Consider the following 20,345-nt stretch of genomic DNA (forward strand, 5'->3'; position numbering starts at 1 on the left):
TACAACCCGAAGCAGTTACCTGTTCGGCAGAGCTTCACTTTCTTGCCGCTACAAATACAGGGGACCGCTGTTGGCCGCTCCCCGTCATACGCACCGGAGCAGCACCCTCCTCTGAGACAATCGCGCGATGACCGATGAATCACCGATCCACACCGTCCACAAGCGCGTTTGCCAAACCTTCCTGAGACACTGGAAGGCCCACAACAACGCCTACCCCAAGCTGATCAAGATGCCGCCGGAAGAGCTGCGGCAGTTCAACATCGTCAACTCCTTCGGCAAACCCAATGAGCTGTGGGGCGTCCCAATAGAAATCGACCCCAACACCACTGGCGTGATGATTGCGGTCGATGGGACGGAAATGCCTTTGGTCGAAGGCTACTGATCAAGCACCAGACGCAAAGACGGATATCGCCTTCTGCGGCCAAGGCGGCGTCCTGGCCGGCAGTGATATCCGAGCCGCGAACCAGGATGGAGCTGTCCGCCCCGCCCTTGACGCCGAACTTGCCCGCATCGTTGCCCACACTGGCATTGACCCCCACGGCCTGGCCGTCATAGTGGGCGCTGTTGTGCAGGTCGCTGGTGGTGAGCGCCCCGCCGGTGCTGAAGCGGTTCTTGTCCTGCTCCAGCGCTGTCTGGTTACTGGCGATAACGGCGCCCTTGAGGTCGGGCTTGTGTACTTTGGGCCGGGCCCGGCAAGCGTTGTGCGCTCCCCAGCACCCTTTTGACTTCCGAGCACAGGTCCGCTAACGACCCAGAACAGACATTCCACGAACGCCTGAATAAGCTGTGCCTTGAATCAATGGTCGTTAGGGCTTACAACGAAAAGTCCCGACTGTGACATTGCTTGTACTTTCGTCCGCTACCGCATAGGCATGGACTGTGATCGCGAAGTCCGGTTGATATGGAATGCACCAAGAACGCTTGCGCGTTTCTCAATGGCTCAAATTCATGGGCTGGGACACTGACGTAGCCGTACTGACCAGCCCGATCTCCCCGATTCATCACCTTTACGATTTCTTCTGATACCCGGATGAAGTGATGAACCAGCAAGTCGTCCCGTACTGCAACGCGCACGTTGTCTTTGGCAAGGCCAGCATAAGTCAAAGCAGGATCTGGAACGAAAAGAATGGTTTCCTCGCCATGTTGCTTGGGAGTAATTTCGACCAGTTCTCCTTCAGGGGACACCCACACAGCATGAAACTCTGCCTCAACTAGGACGTAAGGCCACTCCCATATTTGCCAACCGCACAACATGCGGCCACCGGCATGAGAAATTTTTGCCTCCACGTTTGGAAAACACTCATTGACCTTTGCTCCGTCCTGCGGTCGAACAGCTAGGTATTTAGCATCTCGACCAGGAGCGACTTTGGCGATCAGTTGCCTGATGTGCTTCGTGATCTCTTTTGGGGTGCTCGTGTGCACTGGCATAGCGATGCAATTTCGGCTTGAACGCATTGTTGGGCTCAAGGATGTTTGCCAGCCAATTTTTGTAGCTTGTAAATAGCTTCAAGCATAGGGTCGGAAAAGTCATCCGACAGCCTCCCATAGTTGTCCAATGCCCTAGAGAGCATTACAAATGCATCTCCCGGAAGAAATTCAACTTCCTGCTCGTTAGGATCGTTGAAGTGTTTGAGCGAATTTCGTACAAGGTTTGCTTCGTTTGCTGTGTCTTTGTAAGTCCGCGAAGGATCCTTGGCTTTTTCTGCCTCGTGAATTGCCTTCAAGGAGCTGACGCCGCCAGATCTATTTAGCTCCACACCTAGGATTTCTTCTGCTGCGCCGGCCAGCGTTAGCATCGATACTAGGTCTCCACCGTCCAGGTAGAGCTTGCAGGCTTGCTGTAATTGGAAGCGAGCGATTTCAATTTTCGACACTTTCATTGTGCTATCACCGAGTCTGAAGTGGATAATCACTAGATTTAGGAGAGATGCCGCAGGCATTTCTAGTTCATCTAATACTGTATGAGTTTGCAGCTCGACGGGCAAATTAACTGTTGCCGCGTTTAGACAAGCCTAGAGATTGAGATCTCAGTCTTTTGTGCGTACAGAAGGCCAATGACCGAATGGCCGCTTCTGGCCTTTCCCAGTCATACGCACCGGAGCAGCACCCTCCTCTGTGACAATCGCGCGATGACCGATGGATCCTCGATCCACATAGTCCACAAGCGCGTTTGCCACACGTTCCTCCGGCACTGGAAGGCCCACAACAACGCCTACCGTTGTGCGCTACCCAACACCCTTTTGACTCCGAGCACAGGTCCGCTAACGACCCGTTGTTGTCGTTCGCGCCTCGGTTCCCAATGTCTGCTGCCGACATAAGCGGTCGTTCCCTGACGCCAGACCCTGTGCGTCACCGCTACAAGGCTGAGTCCCCCGCCAGCTGTCGTTCGCATCGACCAGCAAACGACCCATAGCAGACACTTAAATCACTAACGATTGAGTTCGATGGCGCTGTTAGGCGTCCGCTGGAATGCAAGGTTCGGTCTTCTTGGCCTACTGAAAGAAAATCTCATCGAGCGACTCATACAGATCAACTGATGTTGGGAGATCATCGTTCAGCCCTGAACTGAACGAACAAACCCATACTGGCTTACCCAGCCGCATGCATTCCTCAACCAATGGAAGATAGTCACCATCGCCACTAAGCAGCAATAGCGTCTCGGCAGAATTCAGGTGAGCAGCGCGCATCATGTCAATGATGATATAAATGTCGACGTTGCGGGTCTTTCGACTCTTTGCTTGTTTATGGAAAACACGGGGAACCAGTTGGCCGGTGGCTTCAGGGACGTCACCGTACTCGTGCGTAAAGTCGAATGTGGTTGCGGCAATTTGAGATTTGAGCGACTTGATTTTCGGCTGATCACCACTTGCACTCGTGTAGTAAATTGCCCGCTGGATATCCATGCATGACCAAGTTGTAATGTCCGGGTGCCAGACGAACACATCCGGAATGTGGATGACGTCTTTCTTGGGATTGCGGCCAGCTTCGACCATAGCCTGATAGCGCATGACCAAGTTTTCACCGTCTGCAAAGACAAAGGTCTTGGGAATCGACATAGACACCTAACTAGATTTAGACGATAGACAAAAAATCTTGTCGTTCTCGTAAAACTGAATCTATTCGGATTTATGGGAGTGAGCAATCGCAAGCAAACTTTTTAGTCAAACCTAAAAATTTCGGGATTGGAACTTATTGCAAGTAGTCCAAAGACCGATGATTGGATGTTCTCTTCTGGCCGAACGGCGACTGTCGCTGTTCGACCCTGAGCCGCCATCCAACTAGAAGCTGAGAGCAGTCGCTGATTGGTCAGCTTGGTTAGAAAGATTTCTGTTTCCTGCAACCGCTGTCTCGGAGATGCCGCAAATCGTGCTATTCCACGAACATGCACACCCATTGCACGTAGGCTTGTTCAGTGGGTAGGCTATAGTGTTTGTAACGAATTCGCTCACGGATTTGGTCCAGCAACCACGTGACGCACAACACATGAGGGGAGGCGGGTTTCATGGCTGAATTTAGTACTGTATTTTCATACATAAAACTTACCTTCAAGCTAGGCTACAAGCCCTTTTCCGCGTTTTTTGTACCAATTTAGACCGCAAGCGCCAGCTATTACCTGCGGCTTGGTGCGGTCTACATTACGTTAGAAGACAAGATGACGAAGCGCGAAGCAATCCACAAAGAACTTGCAGCCATCTACAAGCAAGGCGCGACTTTGGCTGTCTCTTTCCAAAAGAAGGAAGATAAGCAATTCCACTACGACTACCAAAGCTGGTACACAAAAGCGCTAAAGGCTGTCGCCTCGTTAGCTCCGGATCGACATGCTGAGTTTCGTGGTTACTATGAGGTAGATCCGAAGAGGAAGTCGCTTGGATACGGGACTTACGTCATTCAGGACTATCTGAAGGGTGTTGCACCTGGCGGGTATCAATACGAGGGCTTCGACACTCGTAAGCAGGTACTGCAATGCTTCCTCAATCAGTTGACGATTCTGAATGCAGTTAAAGAGCGGATTGACTCAGTCTTGTCGAATATCGAGGGCGAGCTTTACGCAGAGTTGCAGGACAACGAAGTAGCGGTTGCTAGGCAACTACTAAAAGTGAGTCCCAGAGCAGCAGGTGCACTGGTTGGTGTTCTTATTGAAGGTCATCTGCAGAAAGTGGCTAATTCGCATGGAATCAAGATTGCCAAGAAAAGCCCTACGATCGCCGATCTCAACGACCCGCTCAAAGCCGCCTCTGTGATCGATACTGCGAGCTGGAGAAAGATCAGTTTTCTAGCTGACCTTCGCAATCTTTGCTCGCACAAAAAGGATGTTGACCCTACTAAGGAGCAAGTGGAAGAATTGATTGCGGGGGCCGAGTGGTTAACTAAGAATGTATTCTAACTATTCATTCCACCGGACTGCCTTCGGCAGTCGGTGAATTCAAACGTTGAATGTCTGCTTCTTGATTCCATCAACGACGGTTCATGGCCGTCCCCAGTCATACGCACCGGAGCAGCACCCTCCTCTGAGACAATCGCGCGATGACCGATGGATCCTCGATCCACACAGTCCACAAGCGCGTTTGCCACACGTTCCTCCGGCACTGGAAGGCCCACAACAACGCCTACCCCAAGCTCTGATCAAGACTAACGCTTACTGCACATCGATTTATACAATGGTGTCCTTTTAAGCAAGAACGCCTTTGTAGATGTATCCAACACTAAAAATAGCAATAATACCCCATGACACCACGTATAAGAAATATCTAGCCTCATGACTTCCATTAATTTTCACATTCTCTATCATCTTCGGAATGGAAATCATACTTCTCCCATTTAGAAATGCATATATATTCCATGAAAACAGAAATAAAAAACCTAAATATCCAATAAAATTCTCCCACTCTTTAAAGAAATATACAGAAATAAATAAACCAAAAAATATAGCAATTATATGAATATTTTTTTTAATTTTCACTTTTCTTTCTCATTCCTAAAATATCAACTTTAAATCTCTCGACGAATGCACTCCATCCTCCAGATAGATCAATAATGGCAATTGCTCTTGCTGCATTTGCAGGAGTATGCCCAAGAATATCCACAAATAATTTTTCCCCTCCTTTCTGCGATCCATATTTCAGCAACTCATCAAGAGCATTGCTATCAGTAAATGCGCTCCCCGCCGATGCAACCAGTCCAACAGCCGCAAGTGTTTGACCAGAAGCCCCAGCGGGAGTCATCAGCGTTGCATAGTTAGCGCCTGTACTAATGTCTTTAAATATCTGTGCATCCATAGCCTTGATATACGCTTGAGTTCCAGGGTCGGAACTATCCAAATTAGACCCCAAGCACTCTGGTTTCGCACATGGAAAATATTTTGGTTGGTATTTTTTTCCATCTAAAATGAAGATTTGACTATAGCGGCCCTGCTCATCCAATGGAGCTCCAGTCAGCCGATCTCTTGGCGTCGAGGCAAGTGCATTACCATTTGACGATGGCATATACCAGTCATATTGACCTGCAGTGCTGCTTTGGATGAATTGCAATAAATCAGCTGCAGGTTGCTTCGGTACGACTTGAACCATTTGGCCTGCACTACCAATGGTCCATACAGCTCCACTGTCATAAATCGCATCGCGCTCACTGGGATCAACAACCATACCTGCCACGATACTTTCCCCTGTTTCAGTATTTCCCGCGACTCGCAAGGCATCTTCTATTTGTGTCACTGTGTATTTCCCATTGCTTCTTACTGCGAGAGTACGAGCCAACAGGCGTTCACTTGGATGCAGCTGCCGATTGTTCATATCCGAATTGAAGGCCGTGGCCGCGCCTGCCGCAGATCCACCGCTGGCTACTGCACCAATCGTCGTGGCTGTTGCGCCGCCCGCCAAGCTAGCAAGCACTTTAGCGGCTCCCTCTCCCAATCCTGCATTTTGAAGTGCACTCTGGAATCCCTCCTGCAATTGGTCAATATAAGGAGCCGCTGTACTGGCTGCAGTGGCGCCCATTAAGCCCTGTACTCCTCCTGACAGTCCTCCCACCACAGCATGCATGGCGACACGGTAGGCTCCCCCCTCGCTCCACTTCGCCGCTTCTACGGGGTCCGAGTCCTTGAGTTCGTTGTACTTCCGGCCTGCATAGTCCCCCACGGCCTTGCTGGCCTGCTTCCCAAACTCCGCCGTGATCGCCACCTGCGCATCGATCTCGCGCTGCACCTTGTTCTGATCAAATATCCGCTCGATGCCCGTGGCATCGCCCGTGCGCACGCTCTGGTCGCCTGCGATGCCGGAGATACCCGCCGTGGTGGTGCCTTGGGCGCTGCCGCTGTCCTGGCCTACGCCGGCTCCCACGCCCTTGACGCCGAACTTGCCCGCATCATTGCCCACGCTGGCATTGACCCCCACGGCCTGGCCGTCATAGTGGGCGCTGTTGTGCAGGTCGCTGGTGGTGAGTGCGCCTTCGGTATTGAAACGGTTCTTGCCCTGCTCCACTGCCGTCTGGTTACTGGCGATGACGGCGCCCTTGAGGTCGGTGTCGCCCTTGACGCTGACCTGGAAGCCGCCGTCCCCTGCCTGGATGCCGCTTTGCTCGGTGACGCTTTGGTAGTTGCTGTTGACCTTGCTCCGGCCGGCATTCAATCCGCCGCCGATGGGCACGCCTGCGGGGCTGATGGTGAGGCTGCCACCGGCCGACTGGTTGCGGCTGGCGTAGCTGCTGCTGTCTTGCAGGCTTTCGATATTGAGATCGCCCCCCACTTCGGCCACCACCTGCTTGCCGCTGACCACAGCCCCCTTGAGGTCGGTGTCGCCGCCGGACTGGAGAGTGACGCTGTTGCCTGCCGCTATGTGGGTGTTGGTGTGGGTGAGATCGTCACCGGCCTGGTTGCCACGGCCTTTGCTGGCACTGACGGTAATGCCGGTCTGCTGCCCCACGCTCACGCCGATGCTGCCGGAGCTTGAGCTGCTGCGGCCGCCGAGGCTGGCCGTATTTTGAGCAGCCTGCAGACGGATATCGCCTTCTGCGGCCAAGGTGGCGTCCTGGCCGGCAGCGATATCCGAGCCGCGAACCAGGATGGAGCTGTCCGCCCCCGCCCCCTGGGCAAGGATGTTGACATTGCCGCCGGCTTTGACGGTGCTGCCGCGTGCGCTGTCGCTGGTTTGTGCCGTGTTGCTCTGGCTTTTGCTGGAGCCCAGGCTGATGGAGATGGAGGCAGCCTTGGTGGGGTCGCCGCCAGCCAGCGCCTGGGCAGCGCCCTGCAGCTCGCCCGCAGAGTTCTTGACGTTCAACGCCGTCGCCGCTGCAGCCAGGGCCTGCATGCGGCCGCTGCTGGTGTTGCGGGCGGCATCCGCCATGTTGTCGGCTGTCTGTATGGCGCTGATGACGGGGCTGCCGATGCTGACGCTCAAGCCGCTTTGCTTGAAGCGTTGCTCGGTGGCGGAGCTGCCGGTTTCGCGGGCCTCGACGATCTGAACCTCTTTGGCCACGACGTTGACATCACCGCCAGGAGCCATGACATCGCTGCCGACTTGCTTGTAAGCATTGCCCGCAACGATGTTGACATCGCCGCCCACGCTGCCAACCGTAGATGCAGCGGCCGTGGTGCGGGTGCCCGTCTGATCGGCACTTTGCATACGGCTGCCGATGGTGAAGCCGATGCCTCCGCCGCCGCCAAAGATGCCGCTCTTGGTTTCCTTGCGGTAGTGCTGTTCGCTGGAGGTTTCCTGGGCTGCGGCGATGGTGACGTCTCGGCCCGCCAGCAAGCTGGTTCCCGTGTCGGAGACCACATGGCTTGCCGTCACGGCAATATCACGGCCGGCGTTGATAGCAACCGTATCTCCCCCCAGATTGCTTCCAACTGTCGTGGTGCTGTGCAGTTGCTCCCGCGTGGTGACGGTCTTGCTTGAGAGGAAGCCTTTGTTGGTGTGCTGATGCGCCTCGTCCAGACTCTGGCTTGCCTGGCCTGCACTGATCTGGATATCGTTGCCGGCGGACAGGCTCAAGGCCTTGCCTGCATCGATGGTGGCTGCCTTGGCATTGATATCCTGACCTGCGCTGAGGGTCACGCGGCCAGCGCCGGTGATCTGGGTGCCCACATCCAGCGTGCTCGACTGGCGCAAGTAGTTCTTGCTGTCCCAGTTGATATCCTGGCTGCTGCCGACCGCAACCGTGTTGAGGTTCAGCTTGTTGCCAGCGGTGAGCACGGTGGCGCCGGTGCCCGCATTCTGTATCTGCGCAGCCGTGAGATTGAGGTTGTTGCCCGCACTGGCGACCAGCACGCCGGCCGGCCCGGATACATAGATGCCCGCGACACGATCGATCCCTGTCTGGGTAAAGCGGTTGCCGCCTGCCTGGTTTTCGCTGCTTTGCGTGGTGGTTGTGAGGTTCAGGTCACGCCCTGCGGACACCGTGGCCGAGTCCACGCCCTTGATCATGCCTGCGAGGTTGTCAAAGTCCTGCCGGGCTGCAAGCTTGACGTCGTTGCCGGACATCTGGCCGCCCAGATTCTGGATGTTCTCGGCCGTGATGCTCAAGGTGTTGCGGCCCACAATGCTGCCGCTGTTGACGACATTGCCGGAAAGGTTCAGGTTCACATCCGAGCCTGCCAGCAAGGTGCCTGTGCCGTCCAGGTCGCCGGGCTTGACCCTTACATACACTTGCGGAACCAGAACGCTTTGCCTGGAGCCATCGGGTAGCGTCACTTCCTTGGTGACCAGCCAGACGATGTCGCTGGTCAGTTGCGCCACCTGTGTCGCGCTGAGCTCTATACCTGGGCGCAAGCCTTGCGCCTGGGCGAAGGTTGCGCCGTTTTGCAGCAAGTCTTTGTATTGCTCGTCATTGCTGGTGTAGTTGCCCAGGAATCGGCGGCCCGTGAGCTGCCCGATTTGCTGCTGCACCAGTTGCTGCTCATAGAACCCGTCGCCCAGTCGCTTTTGAACGGTGCCGGGGTCCATTTGCAGAGCCTGGAGCATGTAGTCCGAAGACAGCCAGTTTTTATATTGCGTGAACCTGGGGTCTGTCTCGACCAGGTATAGCGCGCCTGCTTCAGGGCGCTGGCGATACAGGGAGGCCCCAGGTATCCGGGTGTTGGGCGGGGTGGTGCGAATATTGAATTGAGAGGACGCTGATCTGGCATTGGATGCATCCGCAGCCGTACTCTCGGGGGTCGCGGCTGCACCAACCTTGGCAGAGGCCTGCGCTTGAGCGCTGCTTTCTTGCGCCGCCACGCCCGCTACGGCATTGCTTGTGATCTGCCCCTGGGTCTGCGTTGCAGTGGCTGCACCGGCAGCCGGGCCGGCCTGCGTTCCCTGAACGACACCAGGAGCCACGGAATGATGGATGGCATCCACCGCGCCCGCTGCAGATGCCTGTGCCTGCACCGCAGAAATGGCGCTGGCCCCAGGCGCTGCGCCGGTCGAGGGGTTCGCAGCGTGCTCCGTATAGGTGTAGGAGGCCAGTGTCTGCGTCTTGATTGCGCCTGCAGGTGCATAGACCGAGCCGCTGTACTTGCGGTTTGGAGTGCTGGAGCCGCCCTTCCATGTGCTGTAGACATAGCCTTGATCGACGGATTTGACATCCACGGTCGTAGCTCGGTTGTCGAGTGAGCCACCCATTGCACTGATGGTGCCGCCGGCCAAGATGGTGCTGTCCTGATTCAGGAGCTTGCTGGATGAATTCGATCCATTCCATTGCAGATTGCCGCCTGCCAGGATTTTTCCGGGGGAGGATTGCGTCACTTGCACACTTTGCTCGGTGCGGCTGTAGTCGTAGAAGACAAACGCCCCAATCCAGCGATTGCGAATATCCTGATAGAAGGCATCCAGCTTCGCGTCCAAGGCGGCATCCGCTGCATTGCGCGCGTCCAGCCGCGGTTTGTAGGCGTTGTATTCGTCCACGTGAGCCTGGGTGACCTGAGCATACCGGCCCCCGCTATCCCAGCTTTCGATGGTGTGATAGCCCACTGTGCAGCGTGCCAGAGCGGCGCAGGGATTGGTGCTGCTTAAAACAGGCGCAGGCCCGGTATAGGGCTGCACGCCAAAGTCGCTCCAGATTCGATGGTCGGCTGCGTAGTGCGCTCCTTTGACAAGTTCACCGCCTGTCCAGAACCCTATGGTGCGATCCCCGCTGTAGTGCATATACCCCTGGACCCGCTGGCCGTTGTCATCGACATAGCTGGGGTTGTAGTAAGGCGCATATTTCTCGAACGGATATCGCTCAGAAGGCAGGAGCAAGCCTTTGTAATACTGATCGAAGGCTGTGGTTTCACCGGTAGTGAATGAGCAGGTTTCTCCGCCCATGCTGCAACGCCAGTCGTTGCCGCTGACCACGAAACTAATGTCCTTCGAGCCGGAGCCTCCAACATTGCCATTGGAGATCAGCAGAACGTCGCTGCCCTTGTAGCGCTGGCCGTTAGGTGCTTGAAATTCAACAATCTTTTGAGGCTGGCCATCAACCAATGTCCACTGCAGATGCTCATTGGTATTGCGAACCTGGTCATGCCCCAGCACCATGCTGGCGGCGGACTCCAGCGTGGCGCTGTTGTTGTTGAGCGTCTGCCCTGCGCCTGTGGCATGCCAATTTGAATCAAGCGCCCCACCAGTGAAGAGATTTCCTGCGCTATAGATCAGTGCGTTTTCCCGGTTGGTGATGTTTTGAACGCCCAGGTCCATGCGCTCTCGCGCAGCAATCGTGGCTGCCTGGGTGATGCCTGCAACCGTTTCTTCCTGGTTGGTCAGCGCGCTGGCTGCAATCGCTACCCGGTCACCATAGATGCGGCCGGTACCAACGTTGTTGACATTGCCAGCCTGAATGCGGGTGTCCGCACCGTCGATCAGCCCGCGATTGGTCAAGGTGTTGGCTATCGTGAGCTGGGTTGTTTGCCCACTCAGCAGCTCGCCCGTGGCCTGGTTGTCCAGGTTGCTGGCGTTGACGGTCAGACTCTTTCCGGCCTGGACGGTGACAGGGTTTGTCAATGTGCCCGTGGTTTGCAGCTGCAAGTTGCCACCAGCCTGCAAGGTGCCCGCAAGGGTATGGTCGCCTTGCAAATGCAGGCTTACGTCACCGCGCGAGGCAATCTCTCCTGCGCCGTTCAGGCTGCCTGTGCGAAGGTCCACCTTGTGATCGGCAACGATTTGACCCGCGTTGTTGCTGATGTTCAGTGTGGGAGTGGCGGCCTGATCGGCGGTAACCTTCAGTTGATTGCCGGCGCTGAGCTCACCACGATCATTGATCAGTCGGCCATCGCTCAGAATCGTCAAGTCCTGGCCTGCACGCACAGCCCCCTGGCTGTTGTCCAGCTTGGCAGCGGTCACGGAAATCGTGCTGGCTTCCAGGCCCAGCGCTTGTGCGCTCCCATCGCCGTTCAAAGCCAGGGTGTTCTGGTTATCGATAGCTCCGGCCTGAATCGTCAATGCCTGCCCTACCCGGACCAGCCCTGCCTGATTGGTCAGAGTGCCGCTACCGACGCTGATATCTGCTCCTTGCACCGCAAGAATCTGGCTGCCCGCGTTGTCGATACCTGTTGATTGCAGATTGAGCTGTGCACCGCTGTATATCTGCGCAGCCTGAGCATTCTTCTCGGTGTTGTCGATCGCGCCGCTGCTTGTGATGTTCAGGTCGGTCTGGGCACTGATCAGACCGCCTTGGTTGTTCAATGTGCCACTGTGAATGTCCAGTTGTGCGCCGGCGACCAGGCCCAGAGCACCTGCGCTGCTGCGGCTTGCCTGGTTGCTCAGCGATTGCTGGTGGGTGTCAATGCCGAGATTGCGACCTGCGGCCACCAGGCCTGCATCGTTGTCCATCTGGCCGGTCGACAGGATGGCGTCTCGTCCCGACACGATCTTGCCCTGGCCGTTGTGCAGTTGATTGCCCGCGCCGTCCAGTGTGAGCCGAATATCGTTTTCAGCCTGGATCAGGCCTGCAGCGTTCTTGACGGCATTCGTTGTGGTGTGAAGATTGAGGTCGCCCTGAACTGCAACCAGGGTGCCCTGGCTGTTGTCCCAAGCCGTGGCCGTTGCCGTCACGCTCTGCTGCCCTGCGACCATGCCGCCGGTGTTGTCGACATTCGCAGAGCTGGTGAGCGCGGTTGCTCCGTTGCCGATGATTTTTCCGCGTGTGTTGTGGAGTCCGCCCGTATCCACGCGAAGCTGGCCGGAGCCAGCATGACCGATCATCCCATCCGTGTTGTCAAGCACCCCACCGGAGACCACAGCGAAGTCCTGCGCATTGGCAACGATGCGCCCCGCACTATTGTTGATAGCGCCAGCACTGCGAATGCCTGCAACAGGGTTGGCGGCTCCGGAAGCCGTATCCGTCTGCTGGATGACGCCTTCGGTATTGTCTATCTCGCCGACATCGATGCTGAGCTGCCCACCACTGAGCTGCGCCTTGGAGCTGTCGAGTTTTTGCCCGGCGGTGGTGGAAATACTCAGCAATCCGGGTGTGCTGATCCTGGCCTGAGCAGCTTGAATATCTCCCGTCGTCGCGCTCAGCGTCACGTCTGCACCGGTGCTTCCAGTGGTGCTGCCTTGAAGATCGAGGCTGGCGGCTTTCAGGTTCAATAAGCCTGTCGCCAGTGCCTGCCCATTGGTTTGCAGGCTGCCGGATGTCACTGCCGTCAAGGCGCCGCTGCCACTCAGTTGTCCATTGGCAGCCATGCCGGCCGACAGAACGTTGCCAGCACCGCCGGCAAAGCTGTCTGCAGTGAGCGACAGATTTTTGGCCGCGGCAATGGTGCCTTGATTGCCAACCGCGCCGGCCACATCCAAGGTCTGCTCACCTGCTGCGTACAACGTTGCGCTGTTGTCCAAGCTGGTGGCCGTGGTTTTGAGATCCTTGGCAGCATAGAGGTTGCTGCTGTTGGTGATGGCTTGGGCATTGACCGTGAGGTTGCCGCCTTGGCTTTGAATGCCTGTGGCGCTTCCTGAAGTGCCTGTACGGGTGTTGCCCAGGTCTGCGCTTGTCAGTTGCAGGTCGCCATTGGAGGAGATCAGTCCATCGCTGTTGCTGACATTGCCGCTGCTGGCCAAAGACAAGGTTCCGTTGCCAAGGATCTGTCCACGGGTATTGTCAAGGCTGGACGCCTGCAGTGCTCCGTGCCCTGAACCGGCATGGCTGATCAGTCCATCTGTATTGTCCAGCGCACCAGATTGAAGCTTGATATTTGCAGCATTGACAACGATGCGCCCGGCGTTGTTGTTCAGTGCGCCGCCCCTCAGATTGATGTCCAGATCAGCGCCCCCGGACTGTTCAATGCTTCCTTGATGGTTGTTTAACTGCCCAACCTGAATTTGCAATTGCTGGCCAGCCAGGCGGCCTGCGGTGTTGTCCAGCGCTTGGCCGGCAACCGTGTTGGCGGTAATGGACAGCTTGCCTGGCGTGCTGATGTGTGAGCCCGCCGTGACAATGCTGCCCTGGGCGGCACTCAGATTCACATCTGCATTGGCACTGCCTGCTGTTGCACTTTCCAGATCCAGGCTGGCGCCGCCGAGGTTGACATTGTTTGCAGCCAATGCCTGGCCGGCTGTCTGCAATCCAGCCGAAGTGGTGACATTCAAAGTCCCTGGATTGACGAGTTTTCCGTCCGCAGCCATGCCTGCAGCCAGCACATTGCTGCCGGCGCCTGCAAACGAGGCAGCTGTCACGTTCAGGTCCTGGGCAGCGGCAATCGTCCCGCTGCTCGTGATTGCACCGCTCGCATTCAGCGTCTGCGCGCGTCCTGCGTAGAGGGTGCCGCTATTGCCAAGGCTGGAAGTGGTCACAGCCAGGTTCTTCGCGGCCTGGATGTTCCCGCTGTTATCGAGCTGCTGAACGTTCAGATGGACATCGCCCGTCTGGCTTTGAATGCCTTTGGCTGTGCTTGCCGCAGGGGTGGCGCCATTGATCAATTGAGCACTGGTAATGTCGAGTTGCTCGACCGCAGAGATCAATCCATCTGTGTTGTCAAGCTCGCCCGCCTTGATGCTGAGCTGCGTTGCGCTGATCTGTCCGAGGGTGTTGTCTAGGCGCTGGCTGCTCGATCCGTCGACTCGGATGGCCAAAAGACCTGCGCTGCTGATACGGGCGCCGCCCGTCTGGATGTCGCCGCTTTGAGCCGTCAGGCTCATATTGCCTGCTGTGCTTGCCGCGCTGCTCTGCCTGAGGTCCAGGCTTGCGGCATCAAGACTGACGTTGCCTGCTGCCAGAATTTGCCCGGCGCTCTGCAAATGTGCGGATGCAGTTGCGGTCAGGACACCAGCTCCGGCAAGCTTGCCATCAGCGCCCATGCCCGCAGCCAGTACATGGGTGGCTGCGCCATTGAAGCTGCCTGCTTTCACCGTCAGGTTCCGGGCTGCGCCAATCGTTGCACTGCTGCTCATGCCGCCATCAACTGTCAGTGCCTGGCTGCCTGCCGAATACATGACTCCGCTGTTGTTCAGGGTCGAGGCATGTGTCTCAAGTGCCTGCGCCGCATGGACGCTGCCGCTATTGCTCAAGGCCTGGGCTTGCACATACAGGGAGCCATTGCTCACAATGCGCGCACCATCCGCGACAGCCGGTTGATTGCTGCTTCGGGAGTCATTGAGGAGCTGGCCTTGGCTGCTCAAGTTGAAGCTTCCGCCACCGGCATGTAGCAGCTGGCCTGCCGTGTTATCGATGTTCCGGGCCGCAATGTTCAGGTTACCGGCTGCTGTTTGAATCAGGCCAGCTCTGTTGTCCAGATCCTCTTGCAAAGCGATTGTCTGGTCACTGCCGCCGCTTTGGATGATCTGTCCACCGACATTGCTCAGAGCGTTGGCATGGATGCCGAGACTGGATGCCTGCACTCGCGCGCCATCTGTCGTGAGTGTCTGGCCCGTTTGCAGAGTCATTTGCTCAGTTGCCAGCAACTGACTGCCTTTGGCTTGCAAATCACCTGTTGTGGCATGCAGTTGCAAGGTTTTAGCCTGCTGACGAGACGAAGACAGGTCAAGGCTTGCAGCTCGCATCTGCACATTGCGGGTGGCCAGCGCCTGGCCTGAGGTCTGCAGCTGTGCATCTGCATGCACGCTCAGATTTTTATCCCCGAGCAACCGGCCATCCGTTTGCAAGCCAGCCGCCCAGACTGTTGCATCTCGGGCCTGAATCTGCGCTCCAGCCCCTGCAGCCTGAATGGAGACATCACCCGATGCAGCCACTGTGCCGCTGTGTGCCTGGCTCGCCTGCGAACTCAGCTGGACATTGCCGCCGCCATAGATGGCACCGCTTTGCTCTACCGCGCCACGCGTGTTCACGACAACATCGGAGCTGGTGGATTGGATGGAGCCGCTGTTGTTGAGCCAACCTTCACTGTTCAAGGTGAGGCTGCCGCTACCGGCTTGGAGCAGGCCGGAGTTTCGAACACCCAAGCCAGACTCGGTGCCTACGATAAAGATCTTGCCCGCATACATGCCGCCCAATTGAGCGACGTCCAGGGCGAACCGGGGTTTCGCAGGCTCTGCGCCTGTCGCACTGGGCTTGCTTTGCTGGACATTGCCATCGGTGGCAATCTGGTTGACGCCTGTGACGACCTTGAGGTCTTGAGCCCACAGCCCGGCGTTCAGCGAGATGGCTCTTGCAAGGATGTTGGCGTAATCTGCCTTGGTGGCATCAAGCCCATTGCCCTGGATGCTGATGAGACCGCCTTGCACATTCAAGCCGTCAACCGCTCCATTGGCTCCGTACAGCGGTCTGCCCGTCGTCAGGGTCACGCCTGCTGCATTGATGAAGGACAGGCCATCGACCACCAGACCCGAAGGGTTGGCGATGATGACGTCGGCCCGCCGGCCTGCCACTTCCAGCGGCCCCATCAGGCGGGATTGGGCCGCTGAATTGACTTCGTTGACGATGACTCTGGCGCCGCCGTTGGCAAGCCATGGATTGCCTTGCACCCAGCCACCAATCTGGGTTTGCACATTGCTGCGGCTGTTGTTGAGGATGGCGCCTTTTTGCCCGATGTCGAACTGCTGGTAGGTGTTGCGGCTCACGCCACCCGCAGAAGGGGTCTGGATGTTGACCGTGGGCGTGCCGTTGGCTGATTCCAGAACCGTGGGGCGCTGACGGTTGGGGGCCGAGGGATCGGCAATGATTTGCGCAAAACCGGCCGGAGCCCCCAGAGCCAGGGCCAGCATGCCTGCTGCTTTGGCTGCAGCAAAGCACGGGAAATCGCAGAGGAAGGATTTGGCAGTGCGCAAGCTGCCCGCCGACGAGGCACCTGAGCCGGCAACCCCTGTCTGTGTGCTGCCATTGCCGGCCTTGCCTTCGCTGGAAGCTGTTTCCTGCACCACCATCCGGATGCCACGCGCTTTGTTGAAGATAACGCGATGAAGATTCTTGTTCATGACGACGCCTCAGAAGCTGTAGGCCAGGCTCAGAGCCAGGTTGGTGTGGGAGGTTCGGAAGTGCTCCGGCTTTTTGACAGGCGTTGCCACAAAGACTTCATAGGAGAGCTTGCGCCAGGCCCCGCGCAGGCCGATGGCCGCGCCGGTCAATGAATGACCCACCAGGTACTTCGCAGAGGGCCCGCTGACATGGCCGGTATCCAGGCCCAAAAAGGCTTCGGCATTGCCCGCAGCGCCCAGACTCAAAGGGGTGCTGAGTTCGTTGCGCCAGTACCAGCCACGCTCCGCCAGCAAGGTGCTTTCTCCATCGAAGCCCCGCACGGTGTAACGGCCGCCGATACCGAGGCGGTCTTGCGGCGTCAGCGGCGTCTTGTTCCACTGGCCATGCCAGTTGCTGCTGAACCTGAGTTTGGTGCCGCCCAACTCGAAGGGCTTGGACAATGCCAGATCGGCAATGAAGAGCTTCATGCGCGAAGTGCCTTCACCAAAGGGCTCCTCTGGCGCGTGCAAGGCCGCAAAAGCACCTGTGCCTCGCTTGTAGGCCAGATTGGCATCCAGAACGGCATTGCCCAGATAGCTGTGCTGGTTCAGGCTCAGCTCAAAGCCCGAGGTGCGCCTGCGTTGGACATCGATTTCCACATCGTCGATGTAGTTGTTGGAAGTCCGCTGGAACGCCTTGATGCCAACCGTTGTCTTCGAGGAGGCATTGCGAAACACTACGCGGCTTAGCTTGAGATCCAGGTTGCTGGATTCGCCGCTGTAGGTGTAGTTTTGATAGGCACCGGCCACGCCTTGGTGGTACTTGTTATAGGAGCCGGACACAGCTGCCAGCCAGTACCCCAAAGGCACGGAATACTGCGCTGCACGGGTCTCGGTGCCACGGTTGCCGCCATTGCCGATACCACCGCCGAAGCTGAAATACATCAGATCATTCAGGCCCAGCGGGTTGTCCCAGGACACGGTGCCCGTGCCCTGGATTTTTCCTGTGGATTTGGTGCCGCCATTATCCAAGGCGACGTTGAAGCGCAGCGGGTTTATTTTCTTATAAGTAATCATCAAATCACTTTGGCCGGGCTCGACATCCGGACCTTCGGCGGGAGTGATTTGAATATCGGCATCTGCCGTTGGAACACGCTTGAGGTTTTCCAAACCTTGCTCAATATCACGCAGTTGCAGCAGCTCTCCAGGTTTGGACGGTAGTGCTGCAATAAGTGAAGTGTCTCCTGTGCTGTCCGGGGTAAACCGGATGGACCTGAGAACGCCGGGAATAAATACAACGGTCAGCACCCCGCTTTGGAGGTTTTGCGGAGCCACCATGACCCGGGAGGTCACGTAGCCATGCTCAAGCACTGCCTGCTGCAGCCGAGCCAGGATGACTTCGACACCCTTCGCCCCAACGCAAGGCCTGGCACTCAGATCAATACCCGCTGCCGCCTTGAGCCACGGCACTTGATCAAGTTTTTCTCCAGTCAATTCAAGGGAGTGCAGCGCAAAGCAGGGAATCTCGCTCGTCGGCATCTCCAGCTCAATTGCCTTGGTCCGCGGCTGCAAGGTATCGGCATTGGGTGCCATGCGCTCACGCAGTTCCCGTTCACGCTCTTGCTGTCGTTGCAACTGTTGCTGTTCAATGGCTGAACCGGACAGCTGCGCCATGGCAGGAGCTGCAAAGCTCAGTACGGCAACAAATAGTGACGTCAATTGAAAACGCTTGCCAGGCGTTGTCTCCCTCATAAAAGAGCTATTTATTTCTTGTGTCATTATTTCTCGCATGAAAGCAGCCATGTTTATGGCTGATGGCCAGCATACAAAGTTACAACAGCAGCATATTTAACGAATAACAAGTTTTCTGCAGTGAATTACCTCCAAGGCAGTAGAAAGAGATTTCACTGTTTTCCGCGGCCAGGCCATGTGTGAAATTCAATTTTCACTCGTGACTTTTTAGTTGATTGAGAAGTAGCTTCGCTGACGGCGAATTTTTTATTTCTCCACCGGCTGCCAACCCCCTTGAAGCCAGGGTTCCGGACTTAAGCACTCAGCGGCCTCAATGCCCGCCTGCGCCAACGATGTCATGCAAGCCAATGCACTCTTGAGTAAATATGAAAACCGGGGTATCAATCGCCCCCCATTGATCGAGACAAGCAAAAATATGAAGGCGCTCTCAGCGCTCACCGACGAAATATGAAGATGGACCCAAGCAAGCATCAGACGACAGAGAACATGCTAATCAAAGCAGTCGATGATTTAGATAAGAAAATTCTTATTTTTAGAAACTGAAAACTCAGCAATATTGTTCATACGCCACGAAAACTGAATGTCAGGTTTGATGCATCCGCGCTTACGTCCTGATCTGCCGACATTTGGGTAATGCAGGCCCGCAATATTGCGGGCTTTTTTGAGCATCAGAAGTCATAGCCCCGCTTGCATTCAATGGCGTGGCATGCAGCCAGGTCATGCAGCAGCACATGATTGACCATGAAGTCACTTTAAGCTTTAGGCTTGAATGCATGACTTCTCAATCCCCACCGCAGAACAAATCCTCTTTACTCATGCTGCGGGTGCCGCCGATGGCGCTGTTCGCTGTGTTTGCCGTGGCAATGTGGCTTCTGCCCGATATCCTGCCGGTCAGATTCACTGCTTCATGGATGGCGGCCCTCATGCTCGCCGCACTGGGCGGAGCGTTCTGCCTCGCCGGTGTTCGGGCATTTCAGCATGCCCGGACCACGGTGAACCCCATCAACCCGGCAGCATCGACAGCGCTGGTGGTCAACGGGATCTATCGGGTGACACGCAATCCGATGTATCTGGGCTTTGCGCTTTTATTGCTGGCACTCGCCATGTATTTGGGCAAGCTATCAGGATTGCTGCTTGTGCCGCTGTTCATGGCCTATCTTCAGCACTTCCAGATAGGACCAGAGGAAAGAGCGTTGCAGGCGAAATTTGGTGCCTTGTTCGTGGCCTATTGTCGGCAGGTACGACGCTGGCTATAGAAGGATTTGAGCCGGCCCGGGCCACGCCGGCTGGTATTGACTGCGCATACGGCGGCCTTGCAAGCAGATAGACAAGCTCAGGCAAGCTCCTCGGCTGTATCGATGTTGGCGCGGCCCAAAACTCCATTCAGGCCGGTCATCCAGAGATTGCATGTCGTCAATGCTTGCTGCGGACAAATCAGCGGAGCACATAGGCCACTTGCCCATCGGACTCTTTGCCCTCGATCACCAGCAAGTGACTTGATCGAGCGGCAGAGGCTTGCTGCCGCCGGTTTTTACGTCCAATCGTCTCTGACCTCGTAAATGACCCAGGCCACCAGCAAGACGACCAGTTGCAGACCAATCAGTTGAATCATGAGAGTAGACATCGCCGCTCTCCTTGAGTGCATCGATGCAGTCATGGTCCCACTTCGGATGCTCGCCAGCAAATGAAGACAGCTTGCACTTCGCGGGCTTTAGCAGCTACACATTGGGCTGCTCTATCGGATCGCCCGGCAGCTCTGCAGGCGGCTGATCATTGGGCGGATCAATCGGATCCGGCTTGGGCTCCGGTTCTTTGAGCGGGTTCTTCTGAAGAGTCATGGCGGCCATCTCCTTGCAATGATGAAGCCGGTGCCGAACAGATTGGCGAATGGGTCACAGACACAATGGGCAGCAGCCCCATAGATCTCTGACGAGCTGCGGGCAGCATCCGGATGAGGCTCAGGATATCTCGAAGATGTCGCCATCCGACAATGCCGCGCTCTCATGGTAGATGTCATAGAGGTACTGAGGCAGCTCCTCATGAGTGATCTCGGGAGGAACGACCAGATCCACCGGGCCAAGCTTTCCATCGAGTCCCACCGCAAAGCAGCGCCATCCCGAGTTGCTGCGCTCTATGGCCAGGATGTCGCCAAACACATTGAATCGGTACTTTTCCATTTCTGCTCCACTGTTGAGCCTTGCATGCTAGCCGCATCTGATCGCCAGTCTTGGACAGCCTGTGGCACCTGAATTGCCGAACCTGCGCATCAAGAGCCATCAGCCCGAAGCCTTGTCA

General features: G+C 56.5%; 9 protein-coding genes. 3 read left to right on the forward strand and 6 right to left on the reverse strand.

The genetic code is table 11. The features are described 5' to 3' along the window. Positions 1-127 precede the first annotated feature (127 nt). The gene (locus tag JAO85_RS24195) at positions 128-382 is read left to right on the forward strand and encodes a hypothetical protein (protein ID WP_034407565.1); all 255 of its coding nucleotides are present in this window, start codon (positions 128-130) and stop codon (positions 380-382) included. A 431-nt stretch (positions 383-813) separates the two neighbouring features. Here JAO85_RS24195 and JAO85_RS24200 read toward each other — a convergent pair whose 3' ends face one another. From JAO85_RS24200 to JAO85_RS24210, 3 genes are all read right to left on the reverse strand, one after another. Beyond that, positions 814-1,455, reverse strand: coding sequence for an SEC-C metal-binding domain-containing protein (locus tag JAO85_RS24200; protein ID WP_202789191.1), 642 nt, complete (start codon positions 1,453-1,455; stop codon positions 814-816). Between the two features lie 8 nt (positions 1,456-1,463). Continuing rightward, entirely contained in the window at positions 1,464-1,880 is a 417-nt protein-coding gene (locus JAO85_RS24205) for a hypothetical protein (RefSeq protein ID WP_202789192.1), read from the reverse strand. Between the two features lie 612 nt (positions 1,881-2,492). Further along, positions 2,493-3,056 (reverse strand): NYN domain-containing protein, encoded by a 564-nt coding sequence (locus tag JAO85_RS24210; RefSeq protein ID WP_202789193.1) that lies wholly within the window; start codon positions 3,054-3,056, stop codon positions 2,493-2,495. Positions 3,057-3,652: 596 nt separating this feature from the next. Between JAO85_RS24210 and JAO85_RS24215 the strand changes: the two genes are divergently transcribed. After that, positions 3,653-4,384, forward strand: a complete 732-nt coding sequence (locus JAO85_RS24215; RefSeq protein ID WP_202789194.1) for a hypothetical protein — start codon at positions 3,653-3,655, stop codon at positions 4,382-4,384. A 565-nt stretch (positions 4,385-4,949) separates the two neighbouring features. On the opposite strand, the gene JAO85_RS24220 is transcribed toward JAO85_RS24215, so the two are convergent. Continuing rightward, entirely contained in the window at positions 4,950-16,319 is an 11,370-nt protein-coding gene (locus JAO85_RS24220; protein WP_202789195.1) for a hemagglutinin repeat-containing protein, read from the reverse strand. A 9-nt stretch (positions 16,320-16,328) separates the two neighbouring features. Continuing rightward, positions 16,329-17,972, reverse strand: a complete 1,644-nt coding sequence (locus tag JAO85_RS24225; RefSeq protein ID WP_370552224.1) for a ShlB/FhaC/HecB family hemolysin secretion/activation protein — start codon at positions 17,970-17,972, stop codon at positions 16,329-16,331. A gap of 851 nt (positions 17,973-18,823) precedes the next feature. On the opposite strand from JAO85_RS24225, the gene JAO85_RS24230 reads away from it, so the two are divergent. Further along, on the forward strand, positions 18,824-19,306 hold the full coding sequence (locus tag JAO85_RS24230; protein ID WP_237734990.1) for an isoprenylcysteine carboxylmethyltransferase family protein: 483 nt from the start codon (positions 18,824-18,826) through the stop codon (positions 19,304-19,306). 702 nt (positions 19,307-20,008) lie between these two features. Here JAO85_RS24230 and JAO85_RS24235 read toward each other — a convergent pair. Then, positions 20,009-20,227, reverse strand: a complete 219-nt coding sequence (locus JAO85_RS24235) for a hypothetical protein (protein WP_003064031.1) — start codon at positions 20,225-20,227, stop codon at positions 20,009-20,011. Positions 20,228-20,345 lie beyond the last annotated feature (118 nt).

The organism is Comamonas sp. NyZ500 (genome assembly GCF_016772095.1).
Classification (GTDB): domain Bacteria; phylum Pseudomonadota; class Gammaproteobacteria; order Burkholderiales; family Burkholderiaceae_C; genus Comamonas; species Comamonas thiooxydans.